We start from the raw sequence: 19,001 nt of genomic DNA on the forward strand, positions 1-19,001 counted from the left end.
TGTTTCCTTGAAGTCTTCAGTGAAGCGGCTTGCCCCGGGCGGCGATCCGACGATGAGGCCATGGCAAGCGCCTCAAATCGCGCAGAGCTGACGCAACAGCCCGGTATCCAGATGCTTCTCGACCAGATCCGCCAGCCGCTCGATATCGCGCTCGCGCAAGGCGTGGTAATCCACGACCTGCACATCCCGCAACCCGGCCCAGCGTAGCAGCGCGCTGCACGCTGCTGGCGATTCGAACAACCCGTGCAGGTAGGTGCCGAAAATCTGCCCGTCGGCACTTTGCGCACCGTCACAGCGGCCGTCATCCAGTTGCACGGCGGGGTTTTCCAGGGCTGGCCCGGTGGTCACGCCGGCATGAATTTCATAACCTGCAACCGGCGCATCTTCCAGCACCAGACGCCCACGCACATTGCGCAACTGCTTCTCTTGTTCGAGCTGAGTCTGGAACGCCAGCAACCCCAAACCGGCACTGGACCCCGGCGCACCCTCGAGGCCCAGCGGGTCATGCACTTGCTCGCCGAGCATCTGCAGGCCGCCACAAATCCCCAGCAGTTTTCCGCCGTAGCGCAGATGCCGGGCGATGGCGGTTTCCCAACCTCTGGCCCGCAGGTACGCGAGGTCGCTGCGCACGCTTTTCGAGCCAGGAAGAATGATCAGGTCGGCGGGCGGAATCGCCTGGCCGGGGCCGATGAATTGCAGGTCCACTTGCGGATGCAGGCGCAGAGGATCGAAATCGGTGTGATTGCTGATGCGCGGCAGCACCGGCACGACCACTTTCAGTACCTGGTCGGCTTTATCGGTCTGGCGTTGATCGATGCCGTCCTCGGCCTCCAGGTGCAGGTCCATTACATACGGCAGCACGCCGATCACTGGCTTGCCGGTGCGTTCTTCGAGCCAGTCGAGACCAGGTTGCAGCAACGCGATATCACCCCGGAAACGATTGATGACGAACCCTTTGACTCGCGCCTGTTCGCTCGGCGACAGCAGTTCAAGGGTGCCCACCAGATGGGCGAAAACCCCACCGCGATTTATATCGGCGATCAGCACCACCGGGCAATCCACCGCTTCGGCGAAGCCCATGTTGGCGATGTCGCCGGCCCGCAAATTGATTTCCGCCGGCGAGCCCGCGCCCTCGACCATCACCAGCGGATACGCCGCGCTCAAGCGCTCGTGGGAGGCCAGTACCGCTTGCATCGCGATGGTTTTGTAGTCGTGATAGGCAACAGCGTTCATGGTCGTCACGGCACGGCCATGGATGATCACCTGGGCACCGGTGTCACTGTTGGGCTTGAGCAGCACCGGGTTCATGTCGGTGTGCGGTTCAAGGTGCGCGGCCTGGGCCTGTACCGCCTGGGCGCGGCCGATCTCGCCACCGTCGGCGGTCACCGCACTGTTGAGTGCCATGTTCTGCGGCTTGAACGGCACCACCCTCGTGCCCTGGCGCATGGCCCAACGGCACAGCGCGGTCACCAGCGTGCTTTTACCGGCATCCGACGTGGTGCCCTGCACCATCAGCGTGGTCATTGGTTTTCCTTGGCGAAATCTTCGAATGCCCGCGTCAGTCGCACCCAGGCGGCTTCGTCACCGGGCAAGCCGAATCGCAGGCTGCTGTTGTGCATAAACAACCGCAGGAGAATGCCGCGACGGGCCATGAACTCATGCAGCTCTTCGGCGCGTTCGGTGATCAGCCACTGGAACAGCGCGCAACCGCCTTGAGGCTGGAACCCGTGTTGCTCCAGCAACGACGCAAGGCGCTCGCTGGCGTCATCCGCGCGCATCCGTTGCCGGGTCTGCTCTTCGGTATTGCGCAGGCAGGCCTGACCCACCACCCGGGTCGGCCCGCTCACGGCCCACGGCCCCACTTGCTCAGCCAGCAACTTGAGCAACTTGCGCTCGGCCAGCACAAAGCCCAGGCGCACACCGGCCAGGCCGAAAAACTTGCCGAAGGAGCGCAAGACGATCAACCCGACTTGATGGGCAAACGGCGCCAGGCTCAATCGCGGTGTGTTATCCATGAATGCTTCGTCCACGACCAGCCAGCCACCGCGCTGGGCCAGTCGCGTGTGCCAGTCGAGCAAGCGACTGGGCGTAAGGCTCAGGCCTGTGGGGTTATTCGGATTGACCACCACCAGCACGTCGAAACTGTCGAGAAAGAAGTCGACTTCCTGCTCCAGCACTTCCCGCACGATGTAGCCGTTGCGCCGCCACGCTTCAGCGTGCTCGGCATAACACGGCGACAGCACGCCGACCTTGCCCGCCCGACGCAATCGCGGCAGCAGTTGGATCGCCATTTGCGAGCCGGCCACCGGCAGCGCCTGCAAGGTGCCGTAGTAATCACAGGCGGCTTGCTCCAGATCATCGTCCGTCTCCGGCAAACGGGCCCAGGCCCGCAGCGGAATATCCGGCACCGGGAACGGCCAGGGTGCAAGCCCTGTGGACAGGTCCAGCCAGTCGACTTCATCGATGCCGTATTCGAGCGCTGCCTTGCGCAGCCGCCCACCGTGCTCAAGCATAAAACTCAGCCCCTATGCAGAGAATCAGCAGCCATAACCATACCCCGCGCTGGACCAATTGCCAGCCCCGGTCAATGGAGTCGGCATCCGCCGGCACACCTTCGCCCAACTGAGGACGCTGATGCAGTTCGCCGTGATAAATCGCCGCCCCGCCCAATTCAACACCCAAGGCACCCGCCCCTGCTGCCATCACCGGGCCGGCGTTCGGGCTGTCCCAGGTCGGGCCCTGGGTGCGCCAGCATTTCAACGCCAGCCGGGTTTTGCCCAGCAGCGCGTAAGTCAGTGCCACCAGACGCGCAGGAATGTAATTGAGCACGTCGTCGATCTTCGCCGCCGCCCAGCCGAACCGCTCGAAGCGCTCGTTGCGATAGCCCCACATCGCATCCAGCGTATTGCTCAGGCGGTAGAGCACCACACCCGGCACACCCGCCACGGCAAACCAGAACAACGCAGCGAACACCGCATCACTGCCGTTTTCCAGTACCGATTCGGTAGCGGCACGGGCAACTTCAGTTTCATCCAGTTCGCTGGTCTGGCGACTGACCAGATAGCTCACCCGCGTGCGCGCCGCTTCCAGATCATGACTACGCAGGGCCTTGGCCACAGGCGTGACGTGCTCGCCGAGGCTGCGCATGCCGAGGGCGCAATAGAGCGCGAGAATCTCGACGATCCAGCCGACATAAGGCGCCCAGGAAAATGCCGTGGCCAGCAGCATCAACGGCAACACGGCGATCACCCACGCCGTGACGCCATGGCTGCGCCAGCCGCGACCACCGCCGTTGAAACGTTGCTCGATGCGCTCGGCAAAACGGCCGAACGCCACCAGCGGATGCCAGCGTTTGGGTTCACCCAGCAGCGCATCCAGCGCAACCGCGGCGACACTCAACAACGCCACACTCATTGACTCACTCCCCAATAATTTTCGTACAGCAATTCATGCAGCGGACGTGCCTGCGCCCAGCCTTCGAGCACCAGCATCGGCGCCGGGTAGAACGCTTTGACCGGTCCCAGGCACAGCACCGCCAGCGGTTTGGCGCCCGGCGGCAGCCGCAGCAGGTCCGCCAGTGCCTGGGGTTCGAACAGCGACACCCAGCCCATGCCCAGCCCTTCCGCGCGGGACGCCAGCCACAGGTTCTGGATGGCACAGGACAGTGAAGCCATGTCCATTTCCGGCAAGGTGCGGCGGCCGAAGATATGCTGCTCGCGGTCGTCCATCAGTGCGGCGACCAGTAGCTCGGCGCAATCATTGATGCCTTCCACCTTGAGCTTCATGAACTCATCGCTGCGCTCGCCGAGGGCTTCGGCGGTGCGGATGCGTTCTTCTTCCACCAGGGCCTGGATTTGCCCACGCAGGGCGCGATCACTGATGCGGATGAAGCGCCAGGGCTGCATCAGGCCGACACTGGGTGCCTGGTGTGCGGCCTCGAGCAGGCGCCGGAGCAATTCAGGCTCGAGGGTGCCGCCGCTGAAGTGACGCATGTCGCGGCGTTCGGCGATGGCGCGATAGACCGCTGCGCGTTCGGCTTCGGAAAATGCGTTATCCGTCATGGCCTCTTCGCAGGCAAGCCCGCTCCCAAAGGGTTTTGGTCAGGCGCAAACAATGCGGCAATCGCCGACGGATTGGATGGGAAATAAAAATGCACGTAGGAGGCAGTCATCCGACCTTCGCGGTAAACCGCTTCCGCCCCTCGCCCGCCGTTAGGGCTCAAGCCACGGGCAATCGGTGTCAATTCAGTGGTGGTCAGCGAATGGTGGTAGGTGTGCCCGCGCAGCGAACCTTCCGGCAGTTCCACCGCCTGCAACGCCAGCGCCGCCAGACGCTTTTGCATGACCGCATCACCGGCCAGCAAACCAACCAGTTCGGCGCGAGTGCCCTCATCATCGGTCAGTGAATCGAGCAGATACAGCATGCCGCCGCACTCGGCGAGCAACGGTTTGCCTGCCTGGTGGTGGGCGCGGATCGCATCGAGCATCGCGGTGTTTTGCGCCAGCGCCACATGGTGCAGCTCCGGGTACCCACCCGGCAGATACAGGCTGTCGGCCTCTGGCAACGCACGGTCGCGGATCGGCGAGAAGAACAACAACTCAGCGCCCATCGCCCGCAGCAAGTCCAGGCTCGCACCGTAGGTGAATGCAAAGGCTTCATCCCGGGCGACGGCAATGCGCACACCGGCCAGCAACGGTTCGGCTGCGATGGCATCCGGTGCGGCGAACTCGACTGCCGGTGGCAGCGCGACCTCGCAACTGCTGGCCAGGGCATCGGCGGCCGCATCGAGGCGCAGGTCGAGATCGTTCAGCTCACTGGCCTGAACCAGCCCCAGGTGCCGGCTCGGCAGTTCGATCCCGGTTTCCCGGGACAGCGCGCCGTACCAGCGCAAACCTTCAGTCAGGCTGCCTTCGAGCAGTTGTGCATGACGCAGTGTGCCGACGCGGTTGGCCAGCACGCCGGCGAATGGCAAGTCCGGCTGATAGCGCGCCAGCCCCAGGGCCAATGCGCCGAAGGTCTGGGCCATGGCGGTGCCATCGATCACAGCCAGCACCGGCACCCCAAAATGCCGCGCCAGATCGGCGCTCGACGGCGTACCGTCGAATAGTCCCATGACGCCTTCGATCAGAATCAGGTCGGCTTCAGCCGCGGCTTCCCACAGTAACCGGCGACTCTCCTGCTCGCCGACCATCCACATGTCCAGTTGATACACCGGGGCACCGCTGGCGCGCTCGAGGATCATCGGATCGAGAAAGTCGGGGCCGCACTTGAACACGCGGACCTTGCGCCCCTGATTGCGATGCAATCGGGCCAGCGCCGCAGTGACGGTGGTCTTGCCCTGGCCGGAAGCCGGCGCGGCAATCAGTACCGCCGGACAATAACGAGGCTGGTTCACAGCTCGACGCCTTTCTGCGCTTTGATCCCGGCTTGAAAGGCATGCTTGACCATGCCCATTTCGGTGACGGTGTCAGCCATTTCGATCATTTCCGGCTTGGCAGCACGACCGGTGACCACCACGTGTTGCATCGGTGGCCGGGACTGCAAGTCGCTGAGCACCTGATCGAGATCGAGGTAACCATGCTTGAGAGCGATGTTCAGTTCGTCCAGCACCACCAGACCGATAGACGGATCGCGCAGCAGTTGCTGCGACACCGCCCAGGCGGCTTCAGCGGCAGCGATGTCGCGCTGACGGTCCTGGGTTTCCCAGGTAAAACCTTCGCCCATCACATGAAAGCGCACCTGCTCGGGAAAGCGCCGGAAAAACAACTCTTCGCCCGTGCTGTTACGGCCCTTGATGAACTGCACCACGCCGCATTGCATGCCATGCCCCATGGCGCGGGCGAGCATGCCAAAGGCCGAACTGCTCTTGCCTTTGCCGTTACCGGTCAGCACCAGCAACAGGCCACACTCGTTCGGGGAATTGGCGATGCGTTCGTCGATCACGGCTTTTTTGCGCTGCATGCGCGCCAGGTGGCGTTCGTCACGATCGGGGGTATCAGTCATGGGGGAGCTCTCCGTTGAGGCAGGAATAACGGCGGGCAGGCACAGCAATAGACGGCAACAAGCCTGGCATCGCCCACCGTGATGCCGCTGGATGAATCAGGCCGGTCTCCGGGCTCATGAGTGGCCGCGAGGCCAGACTGTGCGCCTTCCCGCATCGAATCGACACAGTGGCATCAGACACAGTTTTCACTCATTTACCGTTGCGGGGGCAGCGCCGGAATTGCAGGCCTTCGACGAACAGAAGGACTCACTCACCGGCTTCCCTGTTTCACTCTGTCGACCCAAGTCACAGAGCACCTGAAACAAGCCGCGAAGGTTAGAGGGTTGGGGGGGGAGCGTCAATTAAAGCCGGGCGGTCACCTGCCGAATAACTGTCGCCAATCAATAAACTGACGTCAATCTTGTGCCACGCTCGCAGCAGTGATATCAAAGAGCCACAACCTCACAACACAATAACAAGGGTGAGCCCATGCAAGGCATGATCATCAGCAATCCAAAGCTGGAATTCCTGCGCCCGGTGCTCGAGCGCTGGTTCGAATGCATCGACCGCTATAACGCCGTCCGCGGCGATGGCGACACACCGTACTGGCACGACGAAAAAGCCAATCTCGGACTGCTCTCTGCCGCGGCCTGGATGGCAGAGTTGGTCACGCTGCAACAGGCGCCCACCCGCAAACAGATCGAAGAAGGCGACCGCAACGGCCGTGCCGACCTGTTCCTCGCCTCGCCCGAAACCCGCGCCTACATCCAGACCAGCCAGCGCTGGCCACGGGTCAACAGCCTCAACCTGACCCAGGCCTTGCTCGACATCGCCAGCGATGCGAAGCGAGTGAGCCATGCCAGCGACCTGAAACTCGGCTGCCTGTTCGTCGCCCCGCAAAAAGCCCAGCAAGGCGCAACACCGGAAGAACTCCAAGACATGGTCGACGACCTGCAAAAGGAACACACTTGCGCCGTCGCCTGGTATTTCCCTTATTCCTACCGCAAGTTGCGCAACGAAGCCGGCAACTACCACCCCGGCATTGCGGTACTGTTCAAGGAAGCACGCGGCTAAGGGTTGAACCATCGGTCAACAACGCATCTCTATGATTAGAACAAGGCATTCATAGGGAACACCAGCATGCGCAAGCCCCCGCTCGTTCTCGTTATCGCGCTCTGCGGAGGGCTCGCCGCCTGTGGCGAGACCTCCCGCCTGCAAGTCTCCGACGGCACCGGTCCTTCGCCCCGACTGCCGGAACCGAACAAAACCCTGATCCCGACCGTGAACATCGCCCCGGCCATCGGCTGGCCACAGGGTGCGAAACCCGTCGCCGCCACGGGCACTCAAGTGGCTGCTTTTGCCGAAGACCTGGATCACCCCCGCTGGCTTTATGTGCTGCCCAATGGCGACGTGCTGGTGGCGGAAAGCAGCGCACCGCCCAAACCCGAAGACGGCAAAGGCGTTCGCGGCTGGGTGATGAAGAACGTCATGGGGCGTGCCGGGGCTCGCGTGCCCAGCGCGAACCGCATTACTTTGCTGCGCGACAAGGATCACGATGGCGTTGCAGAAACCCGCACGGTGTTTCTGCAAAACCTCAACTCACCCTTCGGCATGACGCTGGTCGGCAATGACCTGTACGTGGCCGATACCGATCGCCTTTTGCGCTTTCACTATGAAAGTGGCGATACGCAGATCCAGTCACCGCCGATCAAGGTGATTGACCTGCCGGGCGGCCCGCTGAACCACCACTGGACCAAAAACGTCATCGCCAGCAAGGACGGCAGCAAGCTCTACGTCACCGTGGGCTCCAACAGCAACGTTGCGGAAAACGGCATGGACAAGGAAGAAGGTCGCGCAGCGATCTGGGAAGTGGATCGCGCCACCGGCCAGCACCGGATCTTCGCCTCTGGTCTGCGCAACCCCAATGGCATGGCCTGGGAACCGCGCAGTGGCGCGTTGTGGACAGCGGTCAATGAACGGGATGAAATCGGCAGCGATCTGGTACCGGACTACATCACCTCGGTGAAAGACGGCGCGTTCTATGGCTGGCCGTTCAGTTACTACGGCCAGCATGTCGATATTCGCGTCGAGCCGCAAAACCCGGACCTGGTGGCCAAGGCTATCGCCCCGGACTATGCGGTCGGCCCGCACACGGCGTCACTGGGCCTGACGTTTGCCGAAGGCAACACGTTGCCGGCGCAATTCAAGGAAGGCGCCTTCATCGGCCAGCACGGCTCATGGAACCGCAAGCCCCACAGCGGCTACAAAGTGATTTTCGTGCCCTTCAGCGCCGGCAAGCCAGTCGGGAACCCGATTGATATGCTCAGCGGTTTTCTCAACGACAAGGAAGAGGCCATGGGCCGGCCGGTGGGCGTGGTGATTGACCGGCAGGGTGATCTGTTGGTGGCCGATGATGTGGGGAACAAAGTGTGGCGGGTGTCGGCTGCCAGATAACACCATCCCGGATGAACTCGCTCCCACAGGATTTCCAGCTCAACGCTTACGACAGAGGGTCAACCCATCACCCAGCGGCAACAACGACAGATCCACCCGCGCATCGTCTTTCAAGGCCCGGTTCAACGCCTGGATCGCTCGGGTGTCCGCGCTCTCTGGATTGGCCTCGAGCACGCGCCCGCTCCACAGGGTGTTATCGAACACCGCCAGCCCACCGACCCGCAGCAATCGCAGGGCGTGTTCCAGATAACTCGGATAGTTGGCCTTGTCTGCATCGATGAAAATCAGATCGAACTGGCCTGGCTGGTCCAGCTTGTCGAGGGTTTCCAGCGCAGGTGACAGACGCAGGTCGATGCGTCCGGCAAGCCCGGCTTCCTGCCAGTAGCGCAGGGCCGTGGCGTTGTAGTCGCCGGGGATATCACAGCAAATCAGCGAACCGTCAGCGGGCAATGCCGCCGCCATGCACAGGGCGCTGTAACCGGTAAAGGTGCCGACTTCGAGCAAGCGCCTGGCCCCCGTCAGCTTCACCAACAAAGCGAGAAACTGACCTTGCTCCGGCGCTACCTGCCAGCGAGCCATGGGCAGCGCCTGGGTTTCATCGCGCAAGCGCTTGAGCAGCGGGGTTTCCCGCAGGGATACGTCGAGCAGGTATTGATACAGCGAATCGTCGAGATTGAGGGTGCGGGCAGTCATGACAACCAGCTCCGGAAGTTACGGGTTGCGCGCCAGATGTTCAGGCTGCAGAACACGCTTGGCACTCAGATAAGCCTTTTGCCAATACGTCTTGGACAAGCTGTCGAGCTTCACGGTGCCACCGGTGGCCGGCGCGTGGACGAAGCGCCCTTCTCCCACGTAGATACCGGCATGACTGACCTGGGAACCGCCATTGGTGGCGAAGAAAATCAGGTCACCGGTTTGCAGGCCTTCCTTGCCCACATTCGCCGCTTGCATGGAGATCATCTCGCGCGTGGTGCGCGGCAAGGAAATGCCGGCGACATCGCGGTACACGTAAGCGATCAGGCCGCTGCAATCAAAGCCGGAATCCGGCGTATTGCCACCCCAGCGATAAGGCGTGCCCACCAGACCGAGCGCGCGAAACAGCACGTCTTCGGCCTCTGGCGAAAAAGCTTGTGAGGAGCCAAATACGATCGGGGCGCGAACCACCGGCGCAGGTGGCGGTGTACGGCTGGCACAAGCGCTGAGCAGCGCTGCGAAGAACATGATTGCGAGACGGGCCGACATCGTCATAAGCAGAGCATCCTGATCTGGCTGCGGCTTTTTCTGCCGGGAGTGCAGAAAAGAAAACCGCCTGCGCGGGACGCAGGCGGTTTGCCATCATTCATACATCAGGATTCTAGCGGTTATATGGCAAACTTCAAGTAAGACTTTAAGTTTGCCTCATAAACTGTGCGCTTATTTGCGGGCAGTGACGATTGGCGACGCGTTAGGCGCCATTGCCAGGGCGCGCTTGGCTTCGATGAAGGTCTTGCTCCAGTAGCTGTCGCCCAGGCTATCGATCCGCACGCCACCGCTGCGACGGCTGCTGGAATGGATGAACTGGTTGTCACCCAGGTAGATCCCGGCGTGACTGACACGACCGCGACGGCCGTTGGTTGCGAAGAACAGCAGGTCACCCGGCTCGAGCTTGCTGCGCGAGACCAGTGGAGCGTCAACGTTGATCATTTCGCGGGTGGAGCGCGGCAGGTTCATGCCCGCTTCTTCACGGAAGAGGTAACCGATGAAACCACTGCAATCGAAACCGGCTTCAGAGGTACCGCCGAAACGGTAACGGGTCCCGATCAGGGACATGCCGCGTTCGAGGATGCTGTCGGCCAGTACCGGAAGCTGGTAGGACTTGCCATCGGCGAAGTCTGCGAGCTCCTTTTCGGTAGCCAGCTCTTCCTGGAAAAGAGAAGAAGACTGGGCAGTAACGGAGTTTTGAACCTGGTGTTGCGGTGCTTGCTGGGCCACCGGAGTGTGGGCAGCGCAACCGAACAACAGGGTGACGAGTGCGAGAGGCACGAGGGGTGCGAAGCGATTGAGCATGGGCACGACCGTGGCTGAAAGTTGTAAAGAAGCCGAGACTATGCCCGCTATCAACCTCATTTGCAAATTCAATCGATCTTTTTGTGACTTATCCGTTTCTCGTTTACATCTAAGCGCTTAAGCCCATTTTAAACATATGCGCAGCCTGCCACCGTGCAGGAAAGCGGGTTTTCTGACGCCTGAAATATGCCAAAACCCGCCAAAAGCCCCGGTTTCAGCGGGCTTACCAGCCGAGGGTTTCTTTCAAAAACGGGATGGTCAGCTTGCGCTGAGCCTGGAGGGAGGCCTGATCGAGGCGCTCCAGCAGCTCGAAAAGCGCACTCATGCTGCGGGTACCGCGAGTCAGGATGAAATGCCCGACTTCATCGGTCAGATGCAGCCCGCGACGGGATGCGCGCAATTGCAGGGCACGCAATTTGTCCTCATCGGACAGCGGGCGCATCTGGAAGATCAAGGCCAGGGTCAGGCGGGATTTGAGGTCCGCCAGCTTCACCGGCAACTCGCGCGGGGAGGTCGACGCGGCAATCAGCAAGCGTCGGCCACTGTCGCGCAAGCGATTGAACAGATGAAACAGCGCCTCTTCCCAGTCCGCCTTACCGGCAACCGCCTGCAGGTCATCGAGACAGACCAGTTCGTACTGTTCGAGGTTGTCGAGAATTTCAATGCCACGATCGAGCAGTTCGGCCAGCGGCAGATACACCGCGGGCTCCCCCAATTGCTCGAAGCGCAGGCAGGCGGCCTGCAACAGGTGCGTACGCCCTACCCCATCCTTGCCCCAAAGGTAGATCAGGCTTTCGGTCCAGCCGGCGTCGGCTTCGCATAGCCGCTCGACATAGCCGAGTGCAGCGGCATTGGCGCCTGGGTAGTAGTTGATAAAGGTGGCGTCGTCACGCAGACGCACACCTAGGGGCAACTGAATCGGTTTCATGCTGACTGAACAGTTCCAAAGGAACCGTTAGTGGCCTCCGTGTAAAGTTTGCGAAGTTTATACCCGTGAGGCGGACCGCACAATGCGACAGACCACAAGCAAAATCAAAGGTTTGCGTTAACGTCCCGGTTTGATGACCGATTCTTTGGCGGTGCATGTGAGAGTCGCACGATGCAAGCAGGCCGACCCGATAGAACCCGGGCAGCCCGCCATCGCCCATCGTCACCCCTTACAGCTCCGGTTCGTCGACGCCCCCGTAGATTTCAGAATCCTTATACAAATCATGCGCATGACGCACCAGCACCATGATCACTGCGGCGACCGGCAATGCCAGTAGCACACCGGTAAAGCCAAACAGCTCACCACCGGCCAGGATCGAGAAAATCACCGCCACCGGGTGCAGACCGATCCGGTCACCGACCAGCAACGGCGTCAGCACCATACCCTCCAGTGCCTGGCCGACCATGAACACCGCGACAATGCCGAGCATCGGGTATAGATCACCACCGAACTGGAACAGCCCCGCAATCAGCGCCGCAGCAATGCCAATGATAAACCCCATGTACGGCACAATCGCCGCCAGACCGGCAATCAGGCCAATCAACAAACCCAGCTCCAGCCCGACCAGCATCAGGCCTGCTGCGTAGATCACACCCAAGGCCACCATCACCAGCAACTGTCCGCGAACGAACGCTCCGAGCACTTCATGGCACTCACCCGCCAGCGACACCGCACGCTCTTCACGCTCACGGGGCAGCAGGCTGCGAACCTTGGCCATCATCAGGTCCCAATCGCGCAACAAGTAGAAGCTCACCACCGGAATCAACACCAGATTCGCCAGCCAGCCGATCAACGCCAGCCCCGAGGCAGTGGCATGACTCAGCACCACGCCGACAACATCGGTGGTCTGACTCATATGCTCGCTGATGGCTGCCTTCAGCTTGTCGAACTTCCAGAAACCGTCCGACAAGCCGAACTTCGATTGCGCCCAAGGCAACGCGGTGTGCTGTATCCAATCGAGCATCTGCGGGGCCAGCTCATACAAACGAAACAACTGCCTGGCGAGCAGCGGTACCAATACCAACAGCAACGCGGTGAAGATCAATGTAAACAGGGTAAACACCGCGACTACACCCCAGGTTCGGGACAGGCCCGCTCTCTCCAGTCGATCCACCAGCGGATCAAACAGGTAGGCCAACAACAGCGCCACCAGGAACGGCGTCAGGATCGGGTGCAACAACCAGACAAACGCGCAAAGCAGGACCACCCCACCGAGCCAGAACCAACGCCGCGTATCGGCCATGAACCACTCCATTGCTTCTATATAAAGAAAGAAAAACTACCAGCGATAACGCAGTTGCGGTGTCGGGGCCGGCGCAGGCACCGCACCACCGGCGGCAGGCTGAACCGGCACTGCCGGGGTCGGGGCCTGACCCGCCGGCGCTTCCTGCAGCCTCGCCAGCGACAGCTGTGCGCGCAGTTGATCAACGCTGCCATTGACCCGGTACACAATCCGATCGCCCTCGACGCTTTGAACGCGCCCGCCAAATGGCTCCAGCAAGCGTCCAAGGGACGCGTAGTGCTCAAGATTCATGCCTTGCACTTCCAGCAATTGCGCGCTCGAAGCGCCGGGCCTGGCGACAAACCGCGGCGCCAGGCGCTCATTGACCGCCAGCATCACCGCATCGGCCACGGCGGCCTGATCGGCGCCCTGCACGGTGCCGGCCTCTTTCTGATCGCCCAGCCACAGACGCCACTTGGCTTGCCACTGCCCCCCCTCTTCCTGGGCGTGTACCGCGAGCAGGGCATCGGCGTTGTAGCGTTCCGAGGCCGCATTCAAAGGCGCGGGATCTGCACCCTCCAGATTTGGCGCGGTCGCAACGATCTGCTCATTCAAATCCGCCAACGGCAGGTGCAGCGGCAAGCCTCGGTGCTGTGCAGCCCGACGCAGCGGTGCCGCACTGGCCTGACCGTCGCCGACCAGACTTGAACCCTCGGCGGAATCATTCAGCCACCAACCGAGGATCGACGGCCGACTGGCCCCCCACACGCCCAGTCCGGCGCTGCGCAAGGCCTGCTCGGTAGTGCCCGGATCGAAATCGACTTTCAGGACTTCCGGCGGCCCGGCATCAAAGCCGTATTGGCTGATGATCTGTTGCGGGTCCTTGCGAATCGCTGCCAGCCCCGGACTCTGAGCGGCCTTGGGGTCGCCGGTCAGGCGCAACACCAAGGTGTCCAGCGCTCGTTGAGTCGCCTGGTCGCGCTCCTCGGGCGACTGGCCATTCACCGGCTCGCGCACCTGGTAAAGGCCTTTGACGGTTTCGGCATGACTGACCAGGCTGACCAATGACAAACAACCTGCAAACAAGAAATTACAAAAACGCATGAGAGATTCCTGACGACAAGAGCGGCTGGAACAGACCGCATGAAGACGATCGAGCAAGGCTGTGACCATCGCCCGATGCAAAACATTCACACGTCCGGGGTATGTTTTCGCACTGTCATAACGATAGACGGTTAATCTCGATACCTTATACAGCCATGCAGGATGCCACCGACACCGCGTATCAACGGTTTTTTTTGAACGGATATGGCCCTGCTGTCGGCCTGAGGATGGCCGCTGCGGCTCAAGCCTGATAAAATCGCGCGCCTTCGCAGACCGGCAATCGCCGGGCAATGTCCGAATAGCGTGCAAGGCTCTCGCCTACGCAGTTTCGGCGTTCCCGATGGACTCGGTCGTTACCCAGAAATCCCCCCCTAAAGGCCTGGATCATGAGCAAGCAACCCTCCCTGAGCTACAAGGACGCCGGTGTAGACATCGACGCCGGTGAAGCATTGGTCGAACGCATCAAGAGCGTCGCCAAGCGCACTGCGCGCCCGGAAGTCATGGGCGGCCTGGGCGGTTTCGGCGCCCTCTGCGAAATCCCGGCCGGCTACAAGCAGCCTGTGCTGGTTTCCGGTACTGACGGCGTCGGCACCAAGCTGCGTCTGGCACTGAACCTGAACAAGCACGACAGCATCGGCATCGACCTGGTTGCCATGTGTGTCAACGACCTGGTGGTGTGTGGCGCCGAGCCGCTGTTCTTCCTCGACTACTACGCTACCGGCAAACTGAACGTCGACACCGCTGCCCAGGTTGTGACCGGCATCGGTGCTGGCTGCGAACTGTCGGGTTGCTCGCTGGTTGGCGGCGAAACCGCTGAAATGCCGGGCATGTACGAAGGCGAAGACTACGACCTGGCCGGTTTCTGCGTCGGTGTCGTGGAAAAATCCGAAATCATCGACGGTTCCAAGGTTGCCGCTGGCGATGCCCTGCTCGCCCTGCCGTCTTCCGGCCCGCACTCCAACGGCTACTCGCTGATCCGCAAGATCATCGAAGTGTCCGGTGCCGACATCGAAAACACCCAGCTCGACGGCAAGCCGCTGACCGACCTGTTGATGGCCCCGACCCGCATCTATGTGAAGCCGCTGCTCAAGCTGATCAAGGAAACCGGCGCAGTCAAAGCCATGGCCCACATCACCGGTGGCGGCCTGCTGGACAACATCCCGCGCGTGCTGCCAAAAGGCGCACAGGCCGTGATTGACGTAGCAAGCTGGAATCGCCCGTCGGTGTTCGACTGGCTGCAAGAGAAAGGTAACGTTGACGAGAACGAAATGCACCGCGTGCTGAACTGCGGCGTGGGCATGGTCATCTGCGTGGCTCAAGAGCACGTTGAAGCCGCCCTGAACGTTCTGCGCGAAGCGGGCGAGCAGCCTTGGGTCATCGGCCAGATCTCCACCGCTGCCGAAGGCGCGGCTTCGGTTGTACTGAACAACCTCAAGGCACACTAATGCAAGAGCGGATGCCTGCGACCTGTAATGTCGTGGTGCTGTTGTCCGGCACCGGCAGTAACTTGCAGGCCCTGATCGACAGCACGCGGACCGGCGACAGCCCGGTCCGCATCGCTGCGGTGATTTCCAACCGCGCCGACGCCTATGGCCTGCAACGCGCCAAGGACGCGGGTATCGACACCCGCACCCTGGATCACAAGGCTTTCGAAGGTCGCGAGGCCTTCGACGCCGCGCTGATCGAACTGATCGACGCCTTCAATCCCGAACTCGTGGTACTGGCCGGATTCATGCGCATTCTCAGCGCGGGTTTCGTACGCCACTATCAGGGTCGCCTGCTCAATATCCATCCCTCGCTGCTACCCAAATACAAAGGGTTACACACTCATCAGCGCGCGCTGGAGGCTGGCGACGCCGAGCATGGCTGCTCCGTGCACTTCGTCACCGAGGAACTCGATGGCGGACCACTGGTCGTACAGGCTGTAATACCGGTAGAGTTACAGGATTCGCCACAGAGTCTGGCGCAGCGGGTCCATGTTCAGGAGCACCTGATCTACCCGATGGCCGTACGCTGGTTTGCCGAAGGCCGTCTAGCCCTCGGCGAGCAAGGTGCTTTACTGGATGGACAGTTACTCGCGGCCAGCGGCCACTTGATTCGAAACTAGGAGATTTTATGCGTCGCGCCCTGCTCTTCGCTTGCGCTCTGCTCGCCTTGCCCTTCGCCCAGGCGGCAGACCTTCAACCCTTCTCCGCCAGCTACACCGCCGACTGGAAACAGCTGCCCATGAGCGGCACTGCCGAACGCAGCCTGGAAAAAACCAGCGACGGCAAATGGAAACTGAGTTTCAAGGCGTCGATGATGATCGCCAGCCTGACCGAAGAAAGCACCCTGACCCCGGACAAGGACACGCTTCTTCCAGAGTCGTACCACTTTGAACGTGGCGGTTTGGGCAAAGCCAAGAAATCGGACCTGGATTTCGACTGGAACACCAAAGTGATCACCGGCACCGATCGCGGCGACGCGGTCAAGGTTGCGCTGAACCGCGGCATGCTCGACAAATCCACCTACCAGTTGGCCTTGCAGCAAGACGTTGCCGCGGGCAAGAAAAGCATGAGCTATCAGGTGGTCGACGGCAATGAAGTCGATACCTATGACTTCCGCGTGCTGGGCGCTGAAAAGGTCGACACCAAGGCCGGCAAGATCGATGCGATCAAGGTTGAACGTGTACGTGACCCTACACAAAACAAACGCATCACTGTGATGTGGTTCGCCAAGGACTGGGATTACCTGCTGGTCCGCCTGCAACAGGTCGAAACCGACGGCAAGGAGTACAACATCATGCTCCTGGACGGCACGGTCAACGGCAAGACTGTCAAAGGCAGCTGATCCGAACCGAAACGAAAAGCCCCGCATCGCGGGGCTTTTTTTCGCCAGTCATTCAGACCGAAAACCGCGCCACCAGCGTATTCAGGTCTACCGCCAACCGCGACAACTCCTGACTCGCCGCGCTAGTCTGATTCGCTCCGGCCGAGCTCTGTTGCGCCAGGTCACGGATATTCATCAAGTTGCGATCCACCTCCCGCGCTACCGCCGCCTGCTCCTCCGAGGCACTGGCAATCACGATATTGCGCTCATTGATCACGGTGAATGCCGAGGCGATATCTTCCAGGGCAACGCCCGCCGCTTTCGCTGCCTCCAGCGTCGAGCGCGCCCGGGTGTTGCTCTGCTGCATGGCACTGACAGCCAGATCAGTTCCCTGCTGGATACCCGTAATCATCTGCTCGATTTCCCGGGTCGATTGCTGGGTGCGATGCGCCAGAGCCCGCACTTCATCGGCCACTACCGCAAACCCGCGCCCGGCCTCCCCGGCCCGTGCGGCTTCGATTGCCGCGTTCAGGGCCAGCAGATTGGTCTGCTCGGCAATCGCGCGAATCACGTCCAGTACCGTAGTGATGCCATACACTTTCTGCGCCAGGTCTTCGACCTGAGTGACGTTGGTGGTGACATCTTCAGCCAGCGACTCGATCGACAGCACAGTCTGGTGCACTTGTTCGCGACCATGCTGAGCAATGCGGTCGGACTCGCGCGAGGCCTGCGACGTTGCGGCGGCATTGCTCGCCACTTCTTCCACGGCGGCGGTCATCTGGTTGACCGCCGTGGCCGCCTGCTCGATCTCCAGGCTCTGCTGGTGCAGGCCACGGGTGGCGTCTTCCGTGACGCTACTGAGCTCCTCCGAAGCCGAGGCCAATTGGCTGGATGAATCGGATATACGCTGGATGGTTTCACGCAAACTCTGTTGCATGCTCTTGAGCGCATGCAGCAGCCGCGCAGGTTCATCCTTGCCGGTAATGCTGATTGCTGCGGTGAGGTCGCCGCCGGCGACCACCTCGGCCACTTTCAACGACTGTGACAGCGGCAACACGATACTGCGTGTCAACAGCAGTGCCAGGCCAATGGTGATCAACGCGGTCACACCGATCATCACCCCGACCCAGATCCGCGACTGGTTGAACACAAGGCGTCCCGCTTCAGTCGCCAGATTGGCGTTGTGCTTGTTGAGTTCGACCAACTCCCTGAGGGTGAGCGTGATCTCATCGGCCAGCGGATTCATCTCGCCATTGAGAATGGCCGCCGCCTCTTCCACCCGTCCCTGGGTAGCTTCAGCCATCACCTGACTCTGGAACTGCAGATATTTGCTCTCGGCAGCCTTGAAGCGATCGAACAACACGCGATCTTCAGGCAGCACGATCAACTTGTCATAACGTTGCTTGGCATCGCCGAGAACATTTTTGAGTTCGTTGATTTTGTTGACGTTCTGCGCCTGTGCCTGTGGATCGCGATTGATCAGCAAACGCATGGTCAGCGCCCGCAGTCGCAACATGTCCTGATTCATATCACCGACCGCCATCACACTGGGCAGCCAGTTGTCATCGACCTGATCGGACTGCGCCCGCATATTCGACATTTGCAGCAGAGCGAACGCCCCCAATCCAAAAACCATCAACGCCAACAGGCCAAAACCGAGACTCGCGCGTGGCGCAATATTGAGACTTCTGATACTCATTCCCCTGGTTCCTTCCAAAAGCGCTGCATCAGGCAGCTGGTTCTTTAGACGGTATCGGACTGTTGAAAAATTGCATAAGACGAAAAAGTGATATCAAAACACCATTACCATTACGGTAACGATTCAGCGAAAAGACTCACCCGTACAAGAAAACCGGAACGCACATCCGGCACCATGCTCTATACCTTCAAGGTCTTTTTGATCGAATAAATGTCCTGTTGCTTGCGAGGTTTCCCATGACCATTACTGTCAACACCGTCTCCGCCGAAGGTTTCCGTCACAGCGTGCAAATCGATGACCATGAACTCTTTGCCGATGTGCCGACCACCGCAGGCGGCGAAGGCTCGGCCCCCGAGCCGCACGATTACTTCGACGCTGCACTCGGCGCGTGCAAGGCCCTGACTTTGAAGCTGTATGCAAAGAAAAAAGACATCCCGTTGACCGGTGTCGGCGTCGAGGTCAAGCGCGACAACAGCCTGGAACAGAAAGGCCAATACGCGCTGCACGTCAAACTGACCCTCAAGGGTGTGCTCACCGACGCCCAGCGCGAAGAACTGCACCGCGTGGCCGATCGCTGCCCGATCCACAAGCTGATGACCACGTCTGAAGTCAGCATCGAAACGCACTTGTCCGAAGGAGCGTTCAGCCAATAGCGGCAAGGGCCGCGCAAGCGGGTTATGCTCGACCGCATCACCCG

At 60.9% G+C, this 19,001-nt stretch carries 19 protein-coding genes and 1 riboswitch; of the genes, 6 read left to right on the forward strand and 13 right to left on the reverse strand.

Annotated elements, in window-relative coordinates; all coding sequences use genetic code 11:
- Positions 1–72: 72 nt before the first annotated feature.
- Genes CAF65_RS14780 through cobO form a run of 6 tightly spaced genes read right to left on the reverse strand, consistent with a single transcriptional unit; the run spans position 73 to position 6,003 of the window.
- Positions 73–1,524: a cobyric acid synthase gene (locus CAF65_RS14780; RefSeq protein WP_085716926.1), complete on the reverse strand. Its 1,452-nt coding sequence runs from the start codon at positions 1,522–1,524 to the stop codon at positions 73–75.
- On the reverse strand, positions 1,521–2,513 hold the full coding sequence (gene cobD / locus CAF65_RS14785; protein WP_085716927.1) for a threonine-phosphate decarboxylase CobD: 993 nt from the start codon (positions 2,511–2,513) through the stop codon (positions 1,521–1,523). The genes CAF65_RS14780 and cobD overlap by 4 nt, the downstream gene beginning before the upstream one ends.
- Positions 2,506–3,414, reverse strand: coding sequence for an adenosylcobinamide-phosphate synthase CbiB (gene cbiB, locus CAF65_RS14790; RefSeq protein WP_085716928.1), 909 nt, complete (start codon positions 3,412–3,414; stop codon positions 2,506–2,508). Before cbiB ends, cobD begins: the two co-directional genes overlap by 8 nt.
- Entirely contained in the window at positions 3,411–4,061 is a 651-nt protein-coding gene (gene bluB, locus CAF65_RS14795) for a 5,6-dimethylbenzimidazole synthase (RefSeq protein ID WP_085716929.1), read from the reverse strand. Before bluB ends, cbiB begins: the two co-directional genes overlap by 4 nt.
- Positions 4,058–5,395 (reverse strand): cobyrinate a,c-diamide synthase, encoded by a 1,338-nt coding sequence (locus tag CAF65_RS14800; RefSeq protein WP_085716930.1) that lies wholly within the window; start codon positions 5,393–5,395, stop codon positions 4,058–4,060. The genes bluB and CAF65_RS14800 overlap by 4 nt, the downstream gene beginning before the upstream one ends.
- A complete protein-coding gene (cobO, locus tag CAF65_RS14805; protein ID WP_085716931.1) occupies positions 5,392–6,003 on the reverse strand; it encodes a cob(I)yrinic acid a,c-diamide adenosyltransferase in 612 nt (203 codons plus the stop codon). Before cobO ends, CAF65_RS14800 begins: the two co-directional genes overlap by 4 nt.
- An 81-nt stretch (positions 6,004–6,084) precedes the next feature.
- Positions 6,085–6,319: riboswitch (cobalamin riboswitch) on the reverse strand.
- A gap of 153 nt (positions 6,320–6,472) precedes the next feature.
- On the opposite strand from cobO, the gene CAF65_RS14810 reads away from it, so the two are divergent.
- On the forward strand, positions 6,473–7,057 hold the full coding sequence (locus tag CAF65_RS14810) for a hypothetical protein (RefSeq protein WP_085716932.1): 585 nt from the start codon (positions 6,473–6,475) through the stop codon (positions 7,055–7,057).
- Positions 7,058–7,123: 66 nt separating this feature from the next.
- On the forward strand, positions 7,124–8,437 hold the full coding sequence (locus CAF65_RS14815) for a sorbosone dehydrogenase family protein (protein WP_085716933.1): 1,314 nt from the start codon (positions 7,124–7,126) through the stop codon (positions 8,435–8,437).
- 39 nt (positions 8,438–8,476) lie between these two features.
- Here the strand turns inward: CAF65_RS14815 and CAF65_RS14820 are convergent, their stop codons facing one another.
- The 6 genes from CAF65_RS14820 to CAF65_RS14845 all read right to left on the reverse strand — a co-directional run bounded on the left by CAF65_RS14820 (position 8,477) and on the right by CAF65_RS14845 (position 13,797).
- On the reverse strand, positions 8,477–9,130 hold the full coding sequence (locus CAF65_RS14820) for a class I SAM-dependent methyltransferase (RefSeq protein ID WP_085716934.1): 654 nt from the start codon (positions 9,128–9,130) through the stop codon (positions 8,477–8,479).
- A gap of 18 nt (positions 9,131–9,148) precedes the next feature.
- Positions 9,149–9,685: a C40 family peptidase gene (locus tag CAF65_RS14825; RefSeq protein WP_085716935.1), complete on the reverse strand. Its 537-nt coding sequence runs from the start codon at positions 9,683–9,685 to the stop codon at positions 9,149–9,151.
- A gap of 165 nt (positions 9,686–9,850) precedes the next feature.
- Positions 9,851–10,483 carry a C40 family peptidase gene (locus CAF65_RS14830; protein ID WP_085716936.1) on the reverse strand — a complete coding sequence of 211 codons (633 nt, stop codon included), beginning with the start codon at positions 10,481–10,483 and terminating at the stop codon, positions 9,851–9,853.
- 223 nt (positions 10,484–10,706) lie between these two features.
- Positions 10,707–11,411: a DnaA regulatory inactivator Hda gene (gene hda / locus CAF65_RS14835; RefSeq protein ID WP_007898944.1), complete on the reverse strand. Its 705-nt coding sequence runs from the start codon at positions 11,409–11,411 to the stop codon at positions 10,707–10,709.
- A gap of 229 nt (positions 11,412–11,640) precedes the next feature.
- The gene (locus tag CAF65_RS14840; protein ID WP_085716937.1) at positions 11,641–12,714 is read right to left on the reverse strand and encodes an AI-2E family transporter; all 1,074 of its coding nucleotides are present in this window, start codon (positions 12,712–12,714) and stop codon (positions 11,641–11,643) included.
- A gap of 36 nt (positions 12,715–12,750) precedes the next feature.
- Positions 12,751–13,797 carry a DUF2066 domain-containing protein gene (locus CAF65_RS14845; RefSeq protein ID WP_085716938.1) on the reverse strand — a complete coding sequence of 349 codons (1,047 nt, stop codon included), beginning with the start codon at positions 13,795–13,797 and terminating at the stop codon, positions 12,751–12,753.
- 386 nt (positions 13,798–14,183) lie between these two features.
- On the opposite strand from CAF65_RS14845, the gene purM reads away from it, so the two are divergent.
- From purM to CAF65_RS14860, 3 genes are read left to right on the forward strand one after another with little or no spacing between them, the layout of a single operon-like run.
- Entirely contained in the window at positions 14,184–15,242 is a 1,059-nt protein-coding gene (purM, locus tag CAF65_RS14850) for a phosphoribosylformylglycinamidine cyclo-ligase (RefSeq protein WP_085716939.1), read from the forward strand.
- Positions 15,243–15,253: 11 nt separating this feature from the next.
- Positions 15,254–15,904 carry a phosphoribosylglycinamide formyltransferase gene (gene purN / locus CAF65_RS14855; protein ID WP_085717062.1) on the forward strand — a complete coding sequence of 217 codons (651 nt, stop codon included), beginning with the start codon at positions 15,254–15,256 and terminating at the stop codon, positions 15,902–15,904.
- A gap of 8 nt (positions 15,905–15,912) precedes the next feature.
- Positions 15,913–16,626: a DUF3108 domain-containing protein gene (locus tag CAF65_RS14860; RefSeq protein WP_085716940.1), complete on the forward strand. Its 714-nt coding sequence runs from the start codon at positions 15,913–15,915 to the stop codon at positions 16,624–16,626.
- A gap of 52 nt (positions 16,627–16,678) precedes the next feature.
- Here CAF65_RS14860 and CAF65_RS14865 read toward each other — a convergent pair whose 3' ends face one another.
- Positions 16,679–18,304: a methyl-accepting chemotaxis protein gene (locus CAF65_RS14865; RefSeq protein ID WP_085716941.1), complete on the reverse strand. Its 1,626-nt coding sequence runs from the start codon at positions 18,302–18,304 to the stop codon at positions 16,679–16,681.
- Positions 18,305–18,540: 236 nt separating this feature from the next.
- Between CAF65_RS14865 and CAF65_RS14870 the strand changes: the two genes are divergently transcribed.
- Positions 18,541–18,957, forward strand: a complete 417-nt coding sequence (locus CAF65_RS14870; RefSeq protein WP_085716942.1) for an OsmC family protein — start codon at positions 18,541–18,543, stop codon at positions 18,955–18,957.
- Positions 18,958–19,001 lie beyond the last annotated feature (44 nt).

The organism is Pseudomonas sp. B28(2017), assembly GCF_002113025.1.
Lineage (GTDB): Bacteria > Pseudomonadota > Gammaproteobacteria > Pseudomonadales > Pseudomonadaceae > Aquipseudomonas.